This is a genomic window from Echinicola pacifica DSM 19836 (assembly GCF_000373245.1).
Lineage (GTDB): Bacteria > Bacteroidota > Bacteroidia > Cytophagales > Cyclobacteriaceae > Echinicola > Echinicola pacifica.
Genome location: NZ_KB890754.1, coordinates 1 through 18,583, shown reverse-complemented (window position 1 = coordinate 18,583; position 18,583 = coordinate 1). Strand labels below are relative to the sequence as shown.

Here is an 18,583-nt window from a genome sequence, read left to right as displayed (position 1 = left end):
TTCCGAATATTCCTGTGCTGTGATTACCTATGCAAGGTATAAGTTTGATAACCATCTATTACCCCCCTCATTCCACAATTAAAGCAAAAACACTTGACCAGCGACATAATCTAGGGTCATTTTTATTGGATTTACTCAGAATAAAAAAATGGGCGGATGCTAAAAGGTGACTATTTTAATTTTGAAAGGGCATCCATATAATGGGCTACATGCTATTAGTTGCTCCAATCTCTCCTGACCTAATATACACCGGCTCTCTTCCACCTGCCTGGAGGCCCTGCGCGGAGGGATTCGAACCTTCCACGCAGGGCCTAAATATTAATTCGTAATACTTCATTAAATCAAAAAACTAATTCGAAGTCTCACTATTGCGATTTAAAAGCCATCCCCCTCCCCCTATCTAGCAAAACCGATCGACCACGAATCCTTCTAGTGGGCAGCTGGGGCTTTGGTGATGGGCGATTTGGGCGAGGAGCTTGCCGGTGGCGGGGGCCAGGCTGAGGCCCATCATGCTGTGGCCGGTGCCAAAACAGACATTGGTCCACCTTGGAGACTTGCCGATATAGGGCAGGCCATCCGGGGAGCAGGGCCGCAGACCTGACCATATCTGCTGGTCCGCGGGAAACTCGGCCCGGAAGTCGGGATAATACCTGCTTATAGCATCAAAAATCCCTTGCACTCGGTTGAGATTGATCTTCTGGGGTTGATTGGAGATCTCCATGGTCCCCCCAAATCGCACCTTGGGTCCATAGGGGCTTTGCGAAACTCTCGCTTCGGTCAAAATACTGGCTTGTTGCAGCTGGGGCTGGTTGGGAAGCTCAAAACTATAGCCCTTCCCTCCCATCATAGGCAAGCGAAAACCTAGCATTTTGGCCAGATCGCCGGACCAAGCTCCCGCGCAGATCATCAGCTGGCCACAGGGAATGCTACCCTTATCGGTCTGCACTGCGGTCACCATGTCTCCTTGTTTATCAAATCCCCTAACAGCTCGGTTTGTGTGGATCTTCACCCCTCTTTTGATTAGATAGCCTTTTAGATATCGGTGTAAGTCCGCAGGTGATAGATGGGCATCTTCCGGGAAATAAATTCCTCCTCGAGCCCTTACCTCCACATTGGGCTCCAGCCGCTGGATGTCTTCTGAGCCCAGTACCTCCACTTGCAGACCATTGGCCCTGGCCAGATGACTGAATTCCCTTTCTTCTTTCTCTCCTTCCTTCGTTTGATAGAGCATGAGCAGGCCTTTTTCTTGTAGCTGGATGCCATTATCGCCATGCTCTGCCACAAAATCCACATATAATTGACGACTCAACAGGCTGAGGGCTTTCAGGGAAGGGATGGATTTTTTGACATGCTGGAGGGTGGAGTGACGGTAAAACAGCATACACCAATCCACCAATCTCCTGTCCAACCGAGGCTGGATATAAAAAGGGCTTTTTGAGGATAGCATCCATGAAAATCCCTTCGCTATCATCCCCGGTGAGGCCAGAGGCACGATATGACTCGGCACTATCATCCCGGCATTGCCCGTGGAGCAGTTTACCTCCATTTCTCCTTGGTCGAGAATCTCTACTTCTTCTCCTTGCTGCAGGAGATAATAGGCCGTATAGAGGCCCACTATCCCTCCACCGATCACTAGATTTGGTTTCATCGTTGGCTTATTATTTATGCTTTTTTGACTAAGAAAGGTGGTTTATATCACCTGGAATCCATGAACATAGGGATCATCATCGTCCAAGAAAATGGTATTATATCCGGTGATTTTGGCCCAGCCTTCTATGCTGGGGATGATACCGGAAATACCACCCACGGTACATTCAGCGAGGATTTCGCCAGTGAATTTAGAACCTATATAGCTTTCATTGATGAAGGCTTCGTGCAGCCCCAGCTTTCCGCGAGCATATAGCTGGGCCATCCTGGCGGAGGTACCTGTGCCGCAGGGAGAGCGATCGATGGCCTTCTCCCCGTAAAATACGGCATTCCTCCCATGAGAGTGCTCGTCGATTGGCTTCCCAATCCACTGAATATGGCTCAGTCCCCGGATTTCCGGGTTTTCGGGATGTACAAATTCGTACTTTTGATTGATATCCCTTCGTAGCTTGCGGCTCATCATGATCAGCTGCTCAGCGCTATACGCCTCCAGGCCTGGGAAATTCTTCTGCGGATCGATAATCGCATAGAAATTCCCCCCATAAGAAACGTCGAAAGACAGTTCTCCCAGTTCCTCCGAACAGATATAAAGGTCCCTGGCGCTCAGAAAACTGGGAACATTGGTAAGCCTTACAGCGCTCACTTTGCCGGCCTGCTGCTCATACGAGACCAGCACCAGACCAGCTGGAGTTTCCAGTCGTAGCTGACCGGGGACCTTGGGCTGTATCAGCCCTTCCTCTATCGCCACGGTCACGGTGCCGATGGTCCCATGGCCGCACATGGGCAGGCAGCCGCTGGTTTCTATATACAATACCCCCATATCATTGGCGGGATCAAGGGGCGCATAGAGCATGGATCCGGACATCATATCATGGCCTCGAGGCTCAAACATCAGCCCCCGACGGATCCAATCATAGTTTTTGACAAAAAACTGTCGTTTTTCGAACATGGATTTTCCCTCCAGTAGAGGTAGTCCGCCGGTGACCACCCGCACCGGATTGCCGCAGGTATGCGCATCAATACAACTGAATGTTTTCTTCATCTATTTATCTAAATCCAAAAGCAAATATACCCTCGCTAAGCTATTCTATTTTGCCGAAGGCCAGGAATAAATCACTTCCCGGCTCTCCTGTCGGCTAGTCCCCAAGGCTCAGCTTACCGTCCACAGTACGGCTGATTTTTAGTGGATTTTTTTCTTTTAGTGCCTCCGGCAAAAGGCTGTCGGGGCAATTTTGATAAGCCAGGGGCCTTGCAAATCGCTTGATCGCATGGACGCCCACGGAGGTACTTCGGCTATCGGTGGTCGCAGGAAATGGTCCTCCATGCTGCATGGCATGGCCTACCTCCACTCCGGTGGGCACTCCCCCAAAGAGTAGTCTGCCACAACGGCTGCCTAGTCCTGCGATCAGCCCCTCATGTGCCGCAAGCTCCTGCTCCTCGGCCCAGAGTGTAATGGTCAGCTGGCCCTGCAACAGCGCTGGCATCGCATGGAGCTGCTCCCTGTCCGCATAGGTCACCATCAGCCCAAAAGGTCCAAATACCTCCTCATGCAAGCGATGGCTGGCACTCCAGTCTTCCATTTTCACCCTTGCCAATGCCGGTAAGGCCGCAGTGAGATGATCGGGAGTACATATCCATTCCAGCCCCGCTTGGGCTTTCATGGCTTCCACTGCGGAGGCATAGGCGCTTTGGATGCCAGGATGAAGCATCAGCTGAGAGGGCATGGCGGCAAGTAGCTTAGCGGCTAGCGCCGCAAAGTCATCGGCCTTAGACTCGGGAATAAACAGCAAACCAGGATTGGTGCAAAACTGCCCAGCACCCAAGGTAAGCGACTGGCTATAATCGGAGGCCATCTTTTCCATATTGGCTTCACAATACTCCTCCAAGGCAACTATCGGATTGGTACTTCCCATTTCGGCATATACAGGAATAGGCTTTGGTCGGGCATAAGCCAGGTCAAAGAGGGCTTTTCCTCCGGTATATGAACCTGTAAAGGCCACGGCCTCTGCCAAAGGATGCTGTACCAGCTCCTGTCCTTCGGCTATTCCTCCGGCCACATGCTGGAATATTGCCGCAGGCAAATCCTGCTCCTTCAGCGCTGCCTGCACCAATTCAAATACCAAAAGGGAGGTTTCCGGATGGGCAGGGTGCCCCTTGTACACCACCGTGCAGCCTGCCGCCAAGGCCGATATGCTGTCTCCGCCAGCAGTAGAAAATGCTAAGGGAAAATTACTGGCCCCAAAGACAATCACCGGCCCCAGTGGCACCAGCATCCTTCGCAGGTCAGGCTTTGGCGCGGGGCTGCGATCAGGATCGCCATGATCGATCGTCACCTCCAGCCAACTGCCTTCCTCGAGATAAGTGGCAAATAAGCGAATCTGGCCCGTCGTACGAGCCAGTTCCCCCTTGATACGTCCTTCGGGGAGGTGAGATTCGGCACAGGCGATCGGCAGCAGCCGCTCTACTCCCTGGTCGAGTAGCTCAGCCAGATGCCGCAGAAAAGTCGCCCGCTGCGCCAAGCTTGTTTCTTTATATTGGCTAAAGGCGGCAGCAGATTGCTGCATGATATGGTCTAGTTGCATTAGGCAAGTGTTTTTAATGAGGATAAATTGGGTCTGGTATCTAAGCCATGCTGAATCAAGCGTTCTACTCTTTCTTTTTCTTCCCCCACCAAGCGGAGGCGCGGAGCCCTTACATGGGCGGTTCCTATTCCCGTCATCTGCTCGGCCAGCTTGATATACTGTACCAATTTAGGATGAATATCCAATTCCAGCAAAGGCAAAAACCACTGGTATAATGCGATGGCTTCCTTGATCCTATGAGCCTTCACCAAGTCAAATAATACCACGGTCTCGGCGGGGAAAGCACATACTAGCCCAGCGACAAGACCATCAGCACCCATGATGACACTTTCCATAGTCAGCGTATCCACCCCACATAGCACCTTATAGCGGTCACCAAAGCGGGTTTTCATACGTGTGATATTGCTGACATCCCGGGTGGACTCCTTGACCGCTTGTATAGTGGGGCAAGATTGTAATTCGTCAAACATCTCCAGTGTAATATAGGTCTTATAGTCCACAGGATTATTATAAATCATAATGGGCAAAGTAGTGGCTTCTGCCACGGCCTTAAAATAAGCTACGGTCTCCCGATGATCTGAGCTATAGCGCATGGGAGGCAGCAGCATCAAGGCCTGTGCTCCCAGCTCCTCGGCTTGCCGGGCCCAGTGGACCGCCTTTGCGGTGGCCCCTTCTGCAATATTCAGTATTACTGGCACACGCCCACGGAGGTAATCGATGGTTTTGCGGGTCAATTCTATCTTCTCCTCTTCCTCCAGCACACTGGATTCTCCCAGTGTACCGCCCAAAATCACCCCCGCCACACCTGCATCAAGCTGTGCATCCAGGTTTCTGAAGAAAGTATCAAAGTCAAGGCTGCCATCCTCAAAAAATTTGGTAGTGACAGCGGGAAATACACCGTTCCAGTTCATAGTTATTTATTTTAGTTCCTTACAAATGTAGCGCGATGACTTCAGGATAAATTGCACCAAATTGGTGATTCATGATACAATACTGTCCTATTTATTTCTCCCTGGCAGAAAGGAAAATCCCGATGGACAGGAAAATCAATTTTGGCCCAGGGCCGAAATCAAAAACTTCACTCTCCCAAAATCTCCTGCTGCCGCTGAGCTGCGCTGGACTTAATGAAGCTTTAAAGAGTGATTTCTGGTTGCCTTGCAAAAAATGATGCCTCCTCCAATAAGCTAAATCCCCCTCTGCTAGGCTGGGATAGGCTGGGTGAAATAGGATGCCTCATTAGTTGGCGGCAGGACTTATGAGTATTGGTGAGAGGTGGACAGCGATAAACCTTCAAGCTATCCCGCATAAACTATTCAGTACTCGGTATTTTTTATTTATTTTGCAATTATGCAGACACCCTTGACCCTATCGGAATTAAATCAGCAGATTCAGCAGGCCATAGACAGTCATTTGTCTCCCACCTATTGGGTGGTGGCGGAGATTGGCGACCTGCGGGGATCTCCGCGGGGGCATGCCTATCTGGAACTGGTGGAGAAGAGCAATCAACAGGTACTCGCCAAGGTCAAGGCGAATATCTGGGCTTACGCTTATAGCAGTATATCCAGTCGTTTTCAGTCCATCACGGGCACGCCGCTCAAGACGGGGATGAAGGTACTGGCGCAGGTTAATGTCCAGTTCCACCCGGTGTATGGTCTTAGCCTGAATGTCAAGGATATCGATCCAAACTTTACCTTGGGCGAAAAAGCACGGAGGAAGCAAGAAACCCTCCAGCGCTTGCAGAAGGAAGGTCTGATGCAGCTTAATAAGCAGTTTCTGCTCCCCACTGTACCCCAAAAGATAGCCGTGATTAGCTCTGCAACTGCCGCGGGCTTTGGGGACTTCAAAGACCAAGTAGATCAAAATCGGGAAGGCTATCGCGTGCATTATAAGCTCTATCCTGCCACTATGCAGGGGGATGCGGCCGTGGCGAGTATCGTGCAGGCCATCGAGCAAATCGAAAAAGACCAACACCAGCTCCCCTTTGACCTGATGATCATCATCCGGGGTGGCGGCGCGCAGCTGGACCTGGACAGCTTTGATGAATATGATTTGGCACGGGCTATCGCCAATACCACGCTGCCTGTGGTCACGGGTATCGGTCATGAGCGAGATGAATCCATCGCCGATCTGGTGGCACACACTCAAATGAAGACCCCCACCGCCGTGGCAGAATTTATCCTCTCCGGCTATAGGGACTATGAAGATGGGCTCAATCAGCTCATGAAACAGCTGGAAAGAAAAGTCAGCTTTTCTCTACAGGCAGAAGGTCGGCATCTTGCTCAGCTGGAGCATAGGCTCAATAGTGGTTTCTCGTATAGGATTCAGCAAGAAAAAGAAATGAGCAACCTGCTGAGCTATAAGTTGCAAAATACCGCTAAGCAAATTACCAAAACGCACTACCAGCAGCTCATCCAGCGCTACGAAAGCCTAAAGCGGGCCAGCAGGCATACCCTCAACCAGGAAAATGCGCTGATGGACACTATAATCAAGGACCTAAAACGACTGGATCCTGATCATTACTTGCAGAAAGGCTATACCCGAACCGAGATAAATGGCCGGTCGATCAGCAAAACTGAACCCAAAGCAGGAGATACTATGGTCACCTATGGTGCCAAACTAAAAATAATAAGTACTATCAATTCCACCGAAAATCATGAATAAAGAAACAGAATTCAGCTACGACAAGGCTGTCAAGCGGATTGAGGAAATCATCACTGAGCTAGAAGCCGATGAAACCAGCATCGATGAGCTTTCTAAACTCGTCAAGGAAGCCAGCAGCTTAGTCAAAAGCTGTAAAGGAAAACTCCGAATGACCGAGGAAGAAATCTCCGCCGCCTTCACAGAGGAGGATTAACAGGGCCTTCTGGCCCTTATATTGGGTTTGGAAAGAATTAATTTGGCTTTTGGTCCAGGTATTCCTGGCGGGCCTCAGGTGTCAGTATGCCTTCAAAAATAATGGAAATGGCCTGATCATATACCTTGGCAGGATTGATTTTTAGGCTATTCACCATTTCTCCTGGAAACTGGGACAGGAATTTAGGGTCTATGAGATTCTGAATGGCGGAGGCATATAGAAGGACCACCATACTTTTATTGACATGTGATCCCACCAATCCCTGGTCGATTCCGGACTGAATGAGCCGCTGGAAGCGCAGATAGGCAGAAGTACGGATATAATCCTCCAGTTGGGACCAAACTTCCGGCACCTGATCGCGCATATCGGCGAGGAGTTCAGGATTGATCGGGCCGAGGTCCTTGGCTATGGCCGTGAGCATGGAGCGCAATTTCATCAGAAAAGTCATCTCTTCATTCTCCAAAATCGTCTCCACCTTGATACTTAAGTTGGTTTTCAAAAGATCAAATGAGGCTTCTAACAGTTCCCGCTTCCCAGGGAAATACTGATAAACTGTCTTCTTACTCATGCCTAATTTTTTGGCAATATCATCCATGGTGGTTGATTTGAAGCCTTTGCCAAAGAAGAGCTCATTGGCTCCTTCTAAAATCTTTTGCTCTATTTCTGGATGATAATTTCTTTTCATTCTAATTTTGATCTTGGCCCAAATATAAAAATTCAATTGACTTAAAAAAAAGACAAAGAATAGCTAGGGGTAATTACTCAGCCCCTCGGCACGGAGCCAAAAGCCCCATTCCACCAGCAGGATTATAGATCCAATCTCAAAATCACCTGATCACCAAGTATTTGACCATTAATATTTAGGCTTCTTTCTATTCCCCAGCCATCTCCTGGTTTACTTAAAAAAAGCACCGAAAATAATTGGCTGAGCTTCAGAAGCTTTAGGTTATCCTTTGCAACTACCTATCTATTCGGACTTGAGGCAGAGTAATTTTATATCTATAGGAGGATAATTCGCTTGATAAGTCAGGTACTGAGAATGGGCAATTTTGCTTAAGGTCAATGCCCAAAATGGGTAAGCAGTTCCTCTGGATCTGCTGGCAATTTTAGCCCTCTGCTACCATTAAAGTCCCATAAAAAGTGTAGATTTGAACTGAAAAAAATCCGTTGAATGAATTTACAGGATTTTGATTAGACCTAATTCTTAATTGCCAGGATAAGGTCTATCTCAGGAAGGTATAGAGGCCTCGGTCCAATTATTTCCTAGGGTGAATTTATGAAAATCACCAAAAAAAAGCATAGTCAATAGTACATCAAGAACCGATCTTTAGTTTTACATGAACCAGATTTCTAAGGAAGAAGCGCAGCAGCGAATCGCTAAATTAACCCAGACCATTCATTATCATAATAATCTATATTATCAGGAAGACCGAAATGAGATTAGTGATTATGAATTTGACCAATTACTTCAGGAGCTCATTGAGCTGGAGGAGGAGTACCCGGAGCTGAAAGCCAAAAACAGCCCGAGTCAGCATGTCGGGGGCACGATTACGAAGAATTTTGAGACGGTAGAACATGAGACGCGCATGCTAAGCCTCGGCAATACCTACAGTATGGAGGAGTTGATGGCTTTTGATGAGCGGGTGGCCAAGGGGCTGGGTCATCGGGATTATAGTTATTTTTGTGAGCTAAAATTTGACGGTGTCGCCATCAGTTTGGTGTATGAAAACGGAGAATTGCAGCGTGCCGTCACTCGTGGAGATGGCTACCGTGGTGACAATGTCACGGCGAATGTAAGGACCATCAAAAACATCCCTCAGTACCTGGAAGGCAAAGATATTCCCGAAAAGTTCGAAATCCGTGGTGAGATATTCATGCCCATTAGAGAGTTTGAAAAATTGAATATAGAGCGGGGAGAAAAGGGAGAAGCCTTACTCGCCAATCCTCGAAATACTGCCTCAGGCACCCTAAAAATGCAGGACAGCAGTGTGGTGGCCAAGCGAAGGCTCAACTGCTATTTTTATCAGCTTCTTGGAGATGAGATTGGCGTGGAAACGCATAATGAAGCCATGCTATTACTTGAAAAATGGGGCTTCAATATTTCCCCAACCTACCAAAATTGCACCGACATTCAGTCGGTCTTTGGATTTATAGAAAAATGGCGGGAAGAGCGACTCTCCCTGCCCTTAGACACCGATGGGGTGGTGATCAAGTTGAATAATTATGAGCAAAGGGAGACCCTGGGCTTCACGGCAAAAATCCCACGATGGGCCATTGCCTATAAATATCAGGCAGAAAGTGCGGAAAGCAAGCTCATGTCCGTCACTTATCAGGTGGGGCGAACGGGGGCTATCACTCCAGTCGCAAACCTCTCCCCTGTCCAGCTCGCTGGGACAACGGTAAAGCGTGCCTCCCTTCACAATGCCAATGAAATATTAAGGCTGGACCTGCATGATGGGGATACGGTATTTGTGGAAAAAGGTGGAGAAATCATCCCAAAAATCACAGGAGTAGCCCTAGAAAACCGACTTTCGGAAGCCAAGCCCATCCAATATATCAGCCATTGTCCGGAATGCGGCACCGCCCTGGAGCGAAACGAAGGCGAAGCAAAGCACTTCTGCCCTAATGTAGAAAGCTGCCCGCCTCAGGCACTGGGCCGGATAGAACATTTCGTGCATAAGAGAGCCATGAATATTGATAGCATGGGCACCGAGAGAATCCGCGCTTTGATCAACCAAGGCTATGTGGAAAGTCCAGCGGATCTGTACGACCTGGAAGCCAAAAAAGACCAATTATTGGGCTTAGAAATCAATACCGATCAATACGAAAAAAACGGGTCTGGGCACCTATATGTCACCTTACGTAAGGCCTTATATGCGATCACGGACAGCAGTCTATCGGCAATAGATAAATTCATCACCGATACAGAAACGCTGGAGCTTCAGGCTAGATTGACCGTTTTTGAGGAATTTATCCGCTCTCAGAAAAAGAAAACCGCCCAGAATGTGGCCTCTTTGGAGAAGTTTATCGCCCTGCTTCATGAGGCCAATTTAGATACTATCGAGGACTTTGTGCCGGTGGCGCCCTGCTTAGCGATGTTTGTGGGTAAGCAGGTGACTCTGGAGCACCTGATCAGCGTCAGTCAGCGGGAGAATACCATTCATGATATCATCCTAGCACTGGATCTGGACCTGGCCTCCGAGCAGATGGATAAGATCCAAAAACTGAAAGGCAATACCTTCCAGGAGGGCGTGGTTTCCAATATGCTTTCTGGCATCAAGGCCTCATTGTCTCAGCCATTTGAGAAGGTATTATTTGGCTTAGGGATCAGAAATATAGGTGAGAATACCGCTCAGCTGCTTGCAAGGCATTTCAAGAGCATCGAGGCCATCCAAGGGGCGAGTACCGAGGAGTTGCTGGAGATCAATGGTGTTGGGGAGACGCTAGTGCATAGCATTCATGAGTTCTTTGCGATCGATAAAAATCTAAACACCATCCAAAGGCTAAGAGATTCAGGTTTGCAATTTCAGCTCAAAGAGGAAGACCTGCCGGCTCAGGCCAGCCAAAAACTCGAAGGGCTTAAGGTGCTTGCCTCCGGCAAATTTGAGCATTTTAATCGCGATGAGATTATCGATGCGATAGCAGCGCATGGAGGCACTTATGTAAAATCCGTTTCTAAGACCTTGGATTTGATCATTGAAGGGGCGGATATGGGACCGAGTAAAAAGGAAAAAGCGGATAAATTGGGGATAAAAATGATCAGTGAGGAAGCATTCCTGAAAATGATAAATGACTAAAGCCCTTTGTGAAACACCATGAAATGGATCAAAAAAATCTTTATAAAGTATAAATCCAATAAAAAAAGGCCTGCCAATTTTGAGAAAAGCAAAAAATCGATTGAGGATATAAAATCTATTCATATTTTAGCATGTTCTTATGAAAATTTGGTAAAATCTCAAGCTCTAATTCAGGACCGATGGGATGGGGAGCTGGAGATTATTGGAAAAATATATCAGAAAAGCCCCAATCATGAGGGAGCTTTATCCTATAAAGATTTTGATCTTTTTGGTTCAGCAAATCCGGAACTTCAAGAGTTTATAAAAAGTCCTTCCGACTTAATGATTCTTACTTTCACGGCGGATGATCCATTCATCACAAAGATCATAAGGGACAAGATTTCCAGCTATAAAGCAGGATTTTATTACAGTAAAAATCTCCAACTATTAGACATTATGGTGCAGCCGGAAGGTCAGGAAATGGTGTCAAATCTGGAGAATTTAGTAAAATATTTAAAGCATATACTTAAAAAATGAAGCAATTTACAGGGACAGGAGTAGCATTGGTTACCCCTTTTGATGAAGCAGGGAATATTGATTTTCAAGGGTTGGAAAATGTCATCGAACATGTGATAAAGGGCGGTGCTGATTATGTGGTAGTTCAGGGAACTACCGGCGAAGCCTCAACCATGACTAGAGAAGAAAAACGCACTGTCCTGGCCAAGGTCATCAAGATCGTCAATAAACGTCTGCCCATCGTATATGGTATTGGTGCCAACTTCACTCAGGCGGTTCTGGATGAGCTTTCAGCCACCGACCTCAGCGAGGTGGATGCCATATTATCTGTAAGTCCATATTATAATAAGCCTACTCAGGAGGGCATCTATCAGCATTATATTAAGGTGGCAGATGCATGTCCGCTGCCTATCATTCTATATAATGTACCCGGTCGCACCATGTCCAATGTGACCGCTGATACGGTCCTTCGTCTTGCCAAGCATGAGCGAATTATTGGAGTAAAAGAAGCCAGCGGGGATTTTGTTCAGTGCATGCAGATTGCCAGAGATAAGCCTGAGGATTTCCTCCTGATCTCCGGAGATGATATGCTGACCAGCTCCATCCGTGCGATAGGTGGAGAAGGGGTAATTTCGGTATTGGCAAATGCTTTTCCTTCCACCTTCAAGACGATCTGCCATGGCAGCGAGGAGGAATCCAAGAAAGCTACCTTTGGCCTATTGGAAATCAATCCATTGATGTATGCAGAGAGTAACCCTGTAGGGGTCAAAAACCTGCTCAAGCATCTAGGAGTATGTGGCGATCAGGTCCGCCTGCCACTGCTAAGGGCTTCCAAAGATCTTGACGAAAAAATCAAAGCGTTGGTCTAACCGACCATAGCATATAAAAACCAAAAAAGGAGACCGTAATTACAGTCTCCTTTTTTTAGTTTTACTCGGAAATATATCAATCTTCATTCTTCATTTCCTGTACTTCTTTACGAATATCCTGAGCGATATTCTTCAGATCTTGCATGCCTTTTCTTACTCTGGTTCCAGCAGCTGAATTTCCTTTATCATAGAACTTTTCGAAGTCTGCCTCCAAAGAGGTCACGAGATCTTTAATTTCACTAAATCTGCTCATAGTAAAAATTAGTTTTTTGGTTGATGAAATGTTTTTTACCCTCTCAATATAGTCAAAATGTTTAAAAAACAACAGAGGAGGTACATTTTTCCATTTTATTCACCAAATGAAGCGGCTAATTCAGTGGTTTTGTAATATCCACTGGTTAGCTTATCCTTGATTGCCTCAAAGGCAACGATCGTTTCCTTCACATCTTCCAGGGAATGGGAAGCAGTAGGAATAAGCCTTAGGATAATCATACCTTTTGGAACTACCGGATAGATCACCACGGAGCAGAAGATATTATAATTTTCCCGAAGGTCCTTACTTAGCGTTGCTGCCTCGCCCACGGTACCATTGAGCACCACAGGGGTCACAGGAGTGGTAGTCGTACCGATGCTGAATCCTTTTTCTTTAAGGCCATTTTGCAGGGCATTGACGATCGTCCAGAGTTTTTCTTTATGTTCAGGGTTAGAACGGATCATTTCGAGACGCTTCAATCCACCTTCCACATAAATCATAGGCAGAGATTTTGCAAAAATCTGCGAACGCATATTGTATTTAAGGTAGTGAACCACCTTCTCATCACCTGCGATGAATGCACCGATACCGGCCATAGACTTCGCAAAGGTGGAGAAATAAAGATCCACTTGATCCTGAACGCCCTGAGCTTCACCAGCACCTGCACCAGTAGGACCCATAGTACCAAAACCATGAGCATCATCCACCAATAGACGGAATTGGAATTTATCTTTTAATTTAACGAGGCCTTTCAAATCGCCCATATTACCTGTCATACCGAAGACACCTTCAGTAATCACGAGGATACCACCACCTGTTTCAGCAGTAAGCCTTGTGGCTCTTTCAAGCTGTTTTTCACAGTTGGCCATATCATTATGAGGAAAAACAAATCGTTTCCCCATATGCATTCTTAATGCATCGATAATACAAGCATGACATTCGCTATCATAAACGATCACATCCTTCCGATCCACCAATGAGTCAATTACTGACATAATACCTTGGTAACCATAATTAAGCAGGTAGCCTTTTTCTTTGCCTACAAACGCAGCAAGTTCACTTTCCAACTTCTCATGAAGGTCCGTATTCCCGGACATCATCCTTGCTCCCATCGGATAAGCGGCACCCCACTTCTGTGCGGCATCAGCATCAGCTTTCCTTACTTCTGGGTGATTCCCCAGACCAAGGTAATTGTTCAAACTCCAGGTCAATACTTCCTTTCCCTGAAACTTCATTCGAGGAGCGATTTCACCCTCTAATTTAGGGAACATAAAATATCCTTCTGACAAATCAGAATGTTTTCCTAGGGGACCTAAATTCGTGTTTAACTTTTCAAATATATCCAAAACTTATTACGTTTAGAGTACTTAATCTTTTCTTCACATAGACTGTGTGAAAACCCCCAAAAATAGCACTTTTTCAGGTCATATACAAAACAGTCCCTCTTTTTCAGGTTTTTTAACATTTATCCTTAACTTGAGCTTATCCAGCTTTTAATATCAATAAACCAAAATCCCTCCCGATGACTTTTCAAAAAATCCTTGTGGCCAACAGAGGCGAGATAGCCCTTCGCATCATGCGTACCATTCGTGAAATGGGGATCCTTTCCGTAGCCGTATATAGTGAAGCCGACCGCAAGTCCCCCCATGTATTCTATGCTGACCAGTCGGTATGCATAGGTCCCAGTCCGGCAAAGGAATCTTACCTGGACGCAGACAGGATTATCCAAGCTGCTCTGGATCTTGGCGTGGACGCTATCCATCCTGGATATGGCTTCCTCTCAGAGAATGCTGATTTCGCCCAAAAAGTAGAAGCCGCAGGCATGACTTTCATCGGCCCTTCTGTGCATTCCATACAGACCATGGGCGACAAGATCAAGGCAAAGCAAGCCGTGGCCCAATATGGTATCCCAATGGTGCCGGGGACCAATCATCCTATCGTCGATACCGAGGAAGCTAGCACCGTAGCCAATCAGATAGGCTATCCTGTACTCATAAAAGCCAGCGCAGGGGGCGGAGGCAAAGGCATGCGCGTCGTGGAGCAGGCCGATCAGCTCGCATCCCAAATGAATCGAGCAACCAGTGAGGCACTATCTGCCTTTGGAAATGGCTCCGTATTTATTGAGAAATATATCGGCTCTCCTAAGCATATAGAAATTCAGGTTTTAGCCGATAATCATGATAATTACCTATACCTCTTCGAAAGAGAATGCTCCATTCAACGCAGGCACCAAAAGGTAATTGAGGAAGCCCCCTCTCCTGTGGTAAGCCCTGAGATGAGAAAAGAAATGGGCGAAGCAGCTATAAAGGTGGCTAAGGCCTGTAATTATGTCGGTGCCGGCACAGTAGAATTCATCGTGGATGAGCATTTGGATTTTTTCTTTTTAGAGATGAATACCCGCTTGCAGGTGGAGCACCCCGTGACCGAGATGATCACGGGAATCGACCTGGTGGAAGCCCAGATAAAGGTGGCACAAGGCGAAATCCTAAACATCAACCAGGAAGAGCTCCGCATCCATGGACATACATTGGAAGTACGGGTTTATGCCGAGGATCCAGCGAATGGGTTTCTGCCCGACATCGGAACCCTCATGACCTATAAGCGGCCTCAAGGACCCGGCATCCGGGTGGATGATGGCTTTGAAGAAGGCATGAGCATACCCATCTTCTATGATCCCATGATCGCAAAACTGATCGTACATGCGGCAGATCGACCCGCTGCAATTCAGAAAATGAAGCGGGCAATTGAAGAATATAATATTAGCGGAATCGCCACCACGCTGGAATTTGCACGATTTGTGTTAGAGCATGAGGAATTCATAAATGGTAACTTTGATACTAAATTCGTGGAAAATCATTTCAGCCCATCATCGCTTATAAGGCCCCTCAGTGCAGAGGAAAAGGAGGTTCTGGCCATCCTCGCGGTAAGCCTCCAACAGGTAAAGCCAAGCGCCAAATCCAATGCTCCTAATCAATCTGAGCAGTCAAAATGGAAAAGCAGGAGGTTTAATGCCTAAACTATTTCCTTTCCGTGCTACTCTGCCTCTGGCAAAAGCTGATGTTTTTCCTCTAAATAATCAGCCCTCCCTTTATATCTATTATCAACTTTTCGGCAATAATCAGTGTCAAAAAGGGTTCGTGGCGTTGATAGACCCACTGGACAGCTCCTGCATATTACAGCATGAGGCCACTTTTCCAGATCATGTCCAAAGTACCATAGCAAGTTTGGAAAAGGTAAACACACAAATCCAACCCACTTTTGGGCTTTATGATGACCCCAGCCAGCTATTAGAGCCCATCATGGATGAGATCATTCAGCAAAAGCCTCATGAGTGGACCGATCCTAAAGGGGTGATTCATCAGCTTAAGCCGTTAACTGATCCATCGAAAATCAGCCTTTTCCAAGAGGTACTTTCAGAAAGAAAAATCCTTTTGGCTGACGGTCACCATCGTCTCGCAGCCTCAAAACACCTATCAACGCATCAGGCAAAATCCAGTTCCGATCATAAGAGCTATCATATGATGTACCTGGTCAATGCATTTCCACGACTGAAGGACATCAAGCCTTTTCACAAGATGTATAAGATGAATCCCGAAAACCGTGAAGGCCTATGGGCAGAGTTAAAAGCGAGCTTTAATTTAAGCTTATTACCATCAGGTCCTAGCCTAGCAGACCTACCTAAGGAGGGTTTCTATTTATTATGGGGCAAAGAAATATATAGTTTGGGATATAAAGCCCATTCCTCCGAATTTCCTGTGGTGAGCACGCTATTGCAAATCGATAAGGTAATCGAAGGCCTTAAGCCCAGCATCATAAACTATGCTTATACGGAGGATGAAGTGGAGTTTTATGATCAACTAGACAATGGGCAGTTCGATTTTGGAATACTCTTCCCTGCACTGCCCTTGGAGGAAATCATTAGTTCAAGTGAAAATGGGATAATCCTACCCCCAAAATCCACCAATTTTTACCCCAAACCGGCCGAAAACTCTTTGCACTTCGCACTGGATGGGGGTTTGGTGGCGAACAGGAACTGAACCCTTACTTCTTATTTTATAGCCAATAAGTTTTAACTTTGCCGCAGACCAGGTTTTCAAATGGCAGGACTCGCCATTACTTTGTGTAATAGATTAATAATAGGAATAGAAGATAGAATAAATGGTATTGGGCAAAAGAATAATTTTAGGGAGTAAATCACCACGGAGAAGAGAGCTATTGGCAGGTTTAGAAATCCCATTTGAGGTAAAGTCTAAGGATGTCAATGAGGATTTTCCTTTAGATATGGCTCATAATAAGGTAGCTGCTTATTTGGCAGAGAAAAAGGCGATGGCTTATGAAGGGGAGTTAGCGGAAGATGAGATAGTGATCACTTCTGATACCACGGTGCTGGTAAATGGTCAGATATTAAATAAGCCTGGCAATAAAACTGAGGCAATGGAGATGCTGAAATTGCTTTCTGGAAATGTCCATCAGGTGGTATCCGGTGTCTGCATTATGGACAATACGAAGAAGCTTGTGTTTGATGATATGACGGAGGTGCATTTCAAATCCCTATCTGAGGAGGAAATCAGTGCCTATATTGATAAGCATCAGCCTTATGACAAGGCGGGTTCTTATGGTGTGCAAGAATGGATCGGCTATGTAGCGGTGTATAAATTAGTAGGCTCTTTTTACACGGTGATGGGTCTTCCTGTCCATAAAGTTTACGAAACATTAAAATCATGGTAAGCTAATATAGCTTTAAATTAATTTATGTTTATTTATAATATCCATCGCTAGGGCTATGAAATCATAATAATAGATTCCATAGCCCTTTATGCGTTTATAGCCAATTGGGAGGGATTTATTCATTTTTAGTTTATTATTCAAGGAGGATAATTAACCAAATATTACTATTAAGACGGATGGAAATCACCTGTAACAAAACACAAAATAATAAGATATTAAATAAGGCGTGCAGCAGGTCGGTGCTAATATTTTTAGCTTATTGACTTATTAATAGCCATATTAATCGATAGAAGCTTATTAGGATGCATTAAACGCAAAAAAGCCTTTCTCATTTCTGTAAATGGCGCTATAATAAAAGCGGGCGGCGACCTACTCTCCCAGGTGTAAGCCCTGTTCCATTAGCCCGACAAGGTTTAACTTCTCTGTTCGGAATGTAAGAGGTGGATTCCTAGTGATATATCTGCTTAAAGTCCTTAGTAAGCAGCCCTAAGCATCAGGTCGGTGCTATTAATATTAGTTTAATGACTCAATTAAAAATGATATTACGCCATCCCAAGTATTCAGTTTTCAGGGACCATTCCCGATAAATCCTCCTCCAATAGACAAATACCTCGTGATCTTGAAAAATAAGGGGATAATGATTATCGCTCCTATTTGGGATGGGAAACTGAAGCATCATCCAAGGGATTAGAAGGGGTAATTAGCAAAGCATTAAACGCAAAAAAGCCTTTCACATTTCTGTAAATGGCGCTATAATAAAAGCGGGCGGCGACCTACTCTCCCAGGTGTAAGCCCTGTTCCATTAGCGCGACAAGGCTTAACTTCTTTGTTCGGAATGTAAGAGGTGGATCCCTGGCGAGGTATCAGTTTAAAGTCATTGGGGAGCAGCCCTAAGCATTATATCGGTGCTAATATTTTTAGATTCACTTATTCTAAAGCAATATTAATCGATTCTAAGTAGTAGAACATGGAATAATTCCTATGCAGAATGTTAAAAAGTTATGCTTAATATCCGTGTGCCCTCAGAAGTTCTGGATGATCATTTATTCTATAGCCATATTATATTAATCGATAGCTGGTTATTAGAATGCATTAAACGCAAAAAAGCCTTTCACATTTCTGTAAAAGGCTTTGTAATAAAAGCGGGCGGCGACCTACTCTCCCAGGTGTAACCCCAGTACCATCGGCGCGACAAGGCTTAACTTCTCTGTTCGGGATGGAAAGAGGTGGATCCCTTGCGCCGTACCACCCTAAAGTCGTTGGGACTAGNCCCACAGCTTTAGTTCGCTGTTAATATTTTTAGGTAGTTTATTGACTACTGATAAGATAATACAACCTTGTAACAGGTAAGCTTTCGG

At 46.0% G+C, this 18,583-nt stretch carries 15 protein-coding genes and 2 rRNA genes; 8 read left to right on the top strand and 9 right to left on the bottom strand.

The features are described from left to right. Positions 1-400: 400 nt before the first annotated feature. From B050_RS0114085 to B050_RS0114070, 4 genes are all read right to left on the bottom strand, one after another. Entirely contained in the window at positions 401-1,648 is a 1,248-nt protein-coding gene (locus B050_RS0114085; RefSeq protein ID WP_018474576.1) for an NAD(P)/FAD-dependent oxidoreductase, read from the bottom strand. 42 nt (positions 1,649-1,690) lie between these two features. After that, the gene (locus B050_RS0114080) at positions 1,691-2,689 is read right to left on the bottom strand and encodes a 4-hydroxyproline epimerase (RefSeq protein ID WP_018474575.1); all 999 of its coding nucleotides are present in this window, start codon (positions 2,687-2,689) and stop codon (positions 1,691-1,693) included. A 94-nt stretch (positions 2,690-2,783) separates the two neighbouring features. Next, positions 2,784-4,229 (bottom strand): aldehyde dehydrogenase (NADP(+)), encoded by a 1,446-nt coding sequence (locus B050_RS0114075; protein ID WP_018474574.1) that lies wholly within the window; start codon positions 4,227-4,229, stop codon positions 2,784-2,786. Further along, complete coding sequence (locus B050_RS0114070; protein ID WP_018474573.1) at positions 4,229-5,140, bottom strand: dihydrodipicolinate synthase family protein; 912 nt, start codon at positions 5,138-5,140, stop codon at positions 4,229-4,231. Before B050_RS0114070 ends, B050_RS0114075 begins: the two co-directional genes overlap by 1 nt. A gap of 436 nt (positions 5,141-5,576) precedes the next feature. Here B050_RS0114070 and xseA point away from each other — a divergent pair, with 436 nt between their 5' ends. Next, positions 5,577-6,890, top strand: a complete 1,314-nt coding sequence (xseA, locus tag B050_RS0114060; RefSeq protein ID WP_018474571.1) for an exodeoxyribonuclease VII large subunit — start codon at positions 5,577-5,579, stop codon at positions 6,888-6,890. Beyond that, positions 6,883-7,083 (top strand): exodeoxyribonuclease VII small subunit, encoded by a 201-nt coding sequence (gene xseB / locus B050_RS0114055; protein WP_018474570.1) that lies wholly within the window; start codon positions 6,883-6,885, stop codon positions 7,081-7,083. Before xseA ends, xseB begins: the two co-directional genes overlap by 8 nt. Positions 7,084-7,120: 37 nt before the next feature. Here xseB and B050_RS0114050 read toward each other — a convergent pair whose 3' ends face one another. After that, positions 7,121-7,768: a TetR/AcrR family transcriptional regulator gene (locus B050_RS0114050; protein WP_044202658.1), complete on the bottom strand. Its 648-nt coding sequence runs from the start codon at positions 7,766-7,768 to the stop codon at positions 7,121-7,123. Between the two features lie 652 nt (positions 7,769-8,420). On the opposite strand from B050_RS0114050, the gene ligA reads away from it, so the two are divergent. Genes ligA through dapA form a run of 3 tightly spaced genes read left to right on the top strand, consistent with a single transcriptional unit; the run spans position 8,421 to position 12,244 of the window. Beyond that, positions 8,421-10,880: an NAD-dependent DNA ligase LigA gene (gene ligA / locus B050_RS0114045; protein WP_018474568.1), complete on the top strand. Its 2,460-nt coding sequence runs from the start codon at positions 8,421-8,423 to the stop codon at positions 10,878-10,880. Between the two features lie 18 nt (positions 10,881-10,898). Then, positions 10,899-11,396 (top strand): DUF6913 domain-containing protein, encoded by a 498-nt coding sequence (locus B050_RS0114040; RefSeq protein ID WP_018474567.1) that lies wholly within the window; start codon positions 10,899-10,901, stop codon positions 11,394-11,396. Beyond that, positions 11,393-12,244, top strand: coding sequence for a 4-hydroxy-tetrahydrodipicolinate synthase (dapA, locus tag B050_RS0114035; RefSeq protein WP_018474566.1), 852 nt, complete (start codon positions 11,393-11,395; stop codon positions 12,242-12,244). Before B050_RS0114040 ends, dapA begins: the two co-directional genes overlap by 4 nt. Positions 12,245-12,320: 76 nt before the next feature. Here the strand turns inward: dapA and B050_RS22490 are convergent, their stop codons facing one another. Continuing rightward, positions 12,321-12,497, bottom strand: a complete 177-nt coding sequence (locus tag B050_RS22490; RefSeq protein WP_018474565.1) for a histone H1-like protein — start codon at positions 12,495-12,497, stop codon at positions 12,321-12,323. Positions 12,498-12,592: 95 nt separating this feature from the next. Beyond that, positions 12,593-13,843, bottom strand: coding sequence for an aminotransferase class I/II-fold pyridoxal phosphate-dependent enzyme (locus B050_RS0114025; RefSeq protein ID WP_026235895.1), 1,251 nt, complete (start codon positions 13,841-13,843; stop codon positions 12,593-12,595). A 176-nt stretch (positions 13,844-14,019) separates the two neighbouring features. On the opposite strand from B050_RS0114025, the gene B050_RS0114020 reads away from it, so the two are divergent. The 3 genes from B050_RS0114020 to B050_RS0114010 all read left to right on the top strand — a co-directional run bounded on the left by B050_RS0114020 (position 14,020) and on the right by B050_RS0114010 (position 17,225). Next, positions 14,020-15,513, top strand: a complete 1,494-nt coding sequence (locus tag B050_RS0114020) for an acetyl-CoA carboxylase biotin carboxylase subunit (RefSeq protein WP_018474563.1) — start codon at positions 14,020-14,022, stop codon at positions 15,511-15,513. Continuing rightward, positions 15,506-16,534 carry a DUF1015 family protein gene (locus tag B050_RS0114015; RefSeq protein WP_157492812.1) on the top strand — a complete coding sequence of 343 codons (1,029 nt, stop codon included), beginning with the start codon at positions 15,506-15,508 and terminating at the stop codon, positions 16,532-16,534. The genes B050_RS0114020 and B050_RS0114015 overlap by 8 nt, the downstream gene beginning before the upstream one ends. A gap of 121 nt (positions 16,535-16,655) precedes the next feature. After that, the gene (locus B050_RS0114010; protein ID WP_018474561.1) at positions 16,656-17,225 is read left to right on the top strand and encodes a Maf family nucleotide pyrophosphatase; all 570 of its coding nucleotides are present in this window, start codon (positions 16,656-16,658) and stop codon (positions 17,223-17,225) included. Between the two features lie 356 nt (positions 17,226-17,581). On the opposite strand, the gene rrf (B050_RS0114000) is transcribed toward B050_RS0114010, so the two are convergent. Both rrf (B050_RS0114000) and rrf (B050_RS0113985) read right to left on the bottom strand, forming a co-directional pair. Beyond that, positions 17,582-17,693 (bottom strand): 5S ribosomal RNA (rrf, locus tag B050_RS0114000). A gap of 673 nt (positions 17,694-18,366) precedes the next feature. Then, a 5S ribosomal RNA gene (rrf, locus tag B050_RS0113985) occupies positions 18,367-18,478 on the bottom strand. Between the last annotated feature and the right edge of the window lie 105 nt (positions 18,479-18,583).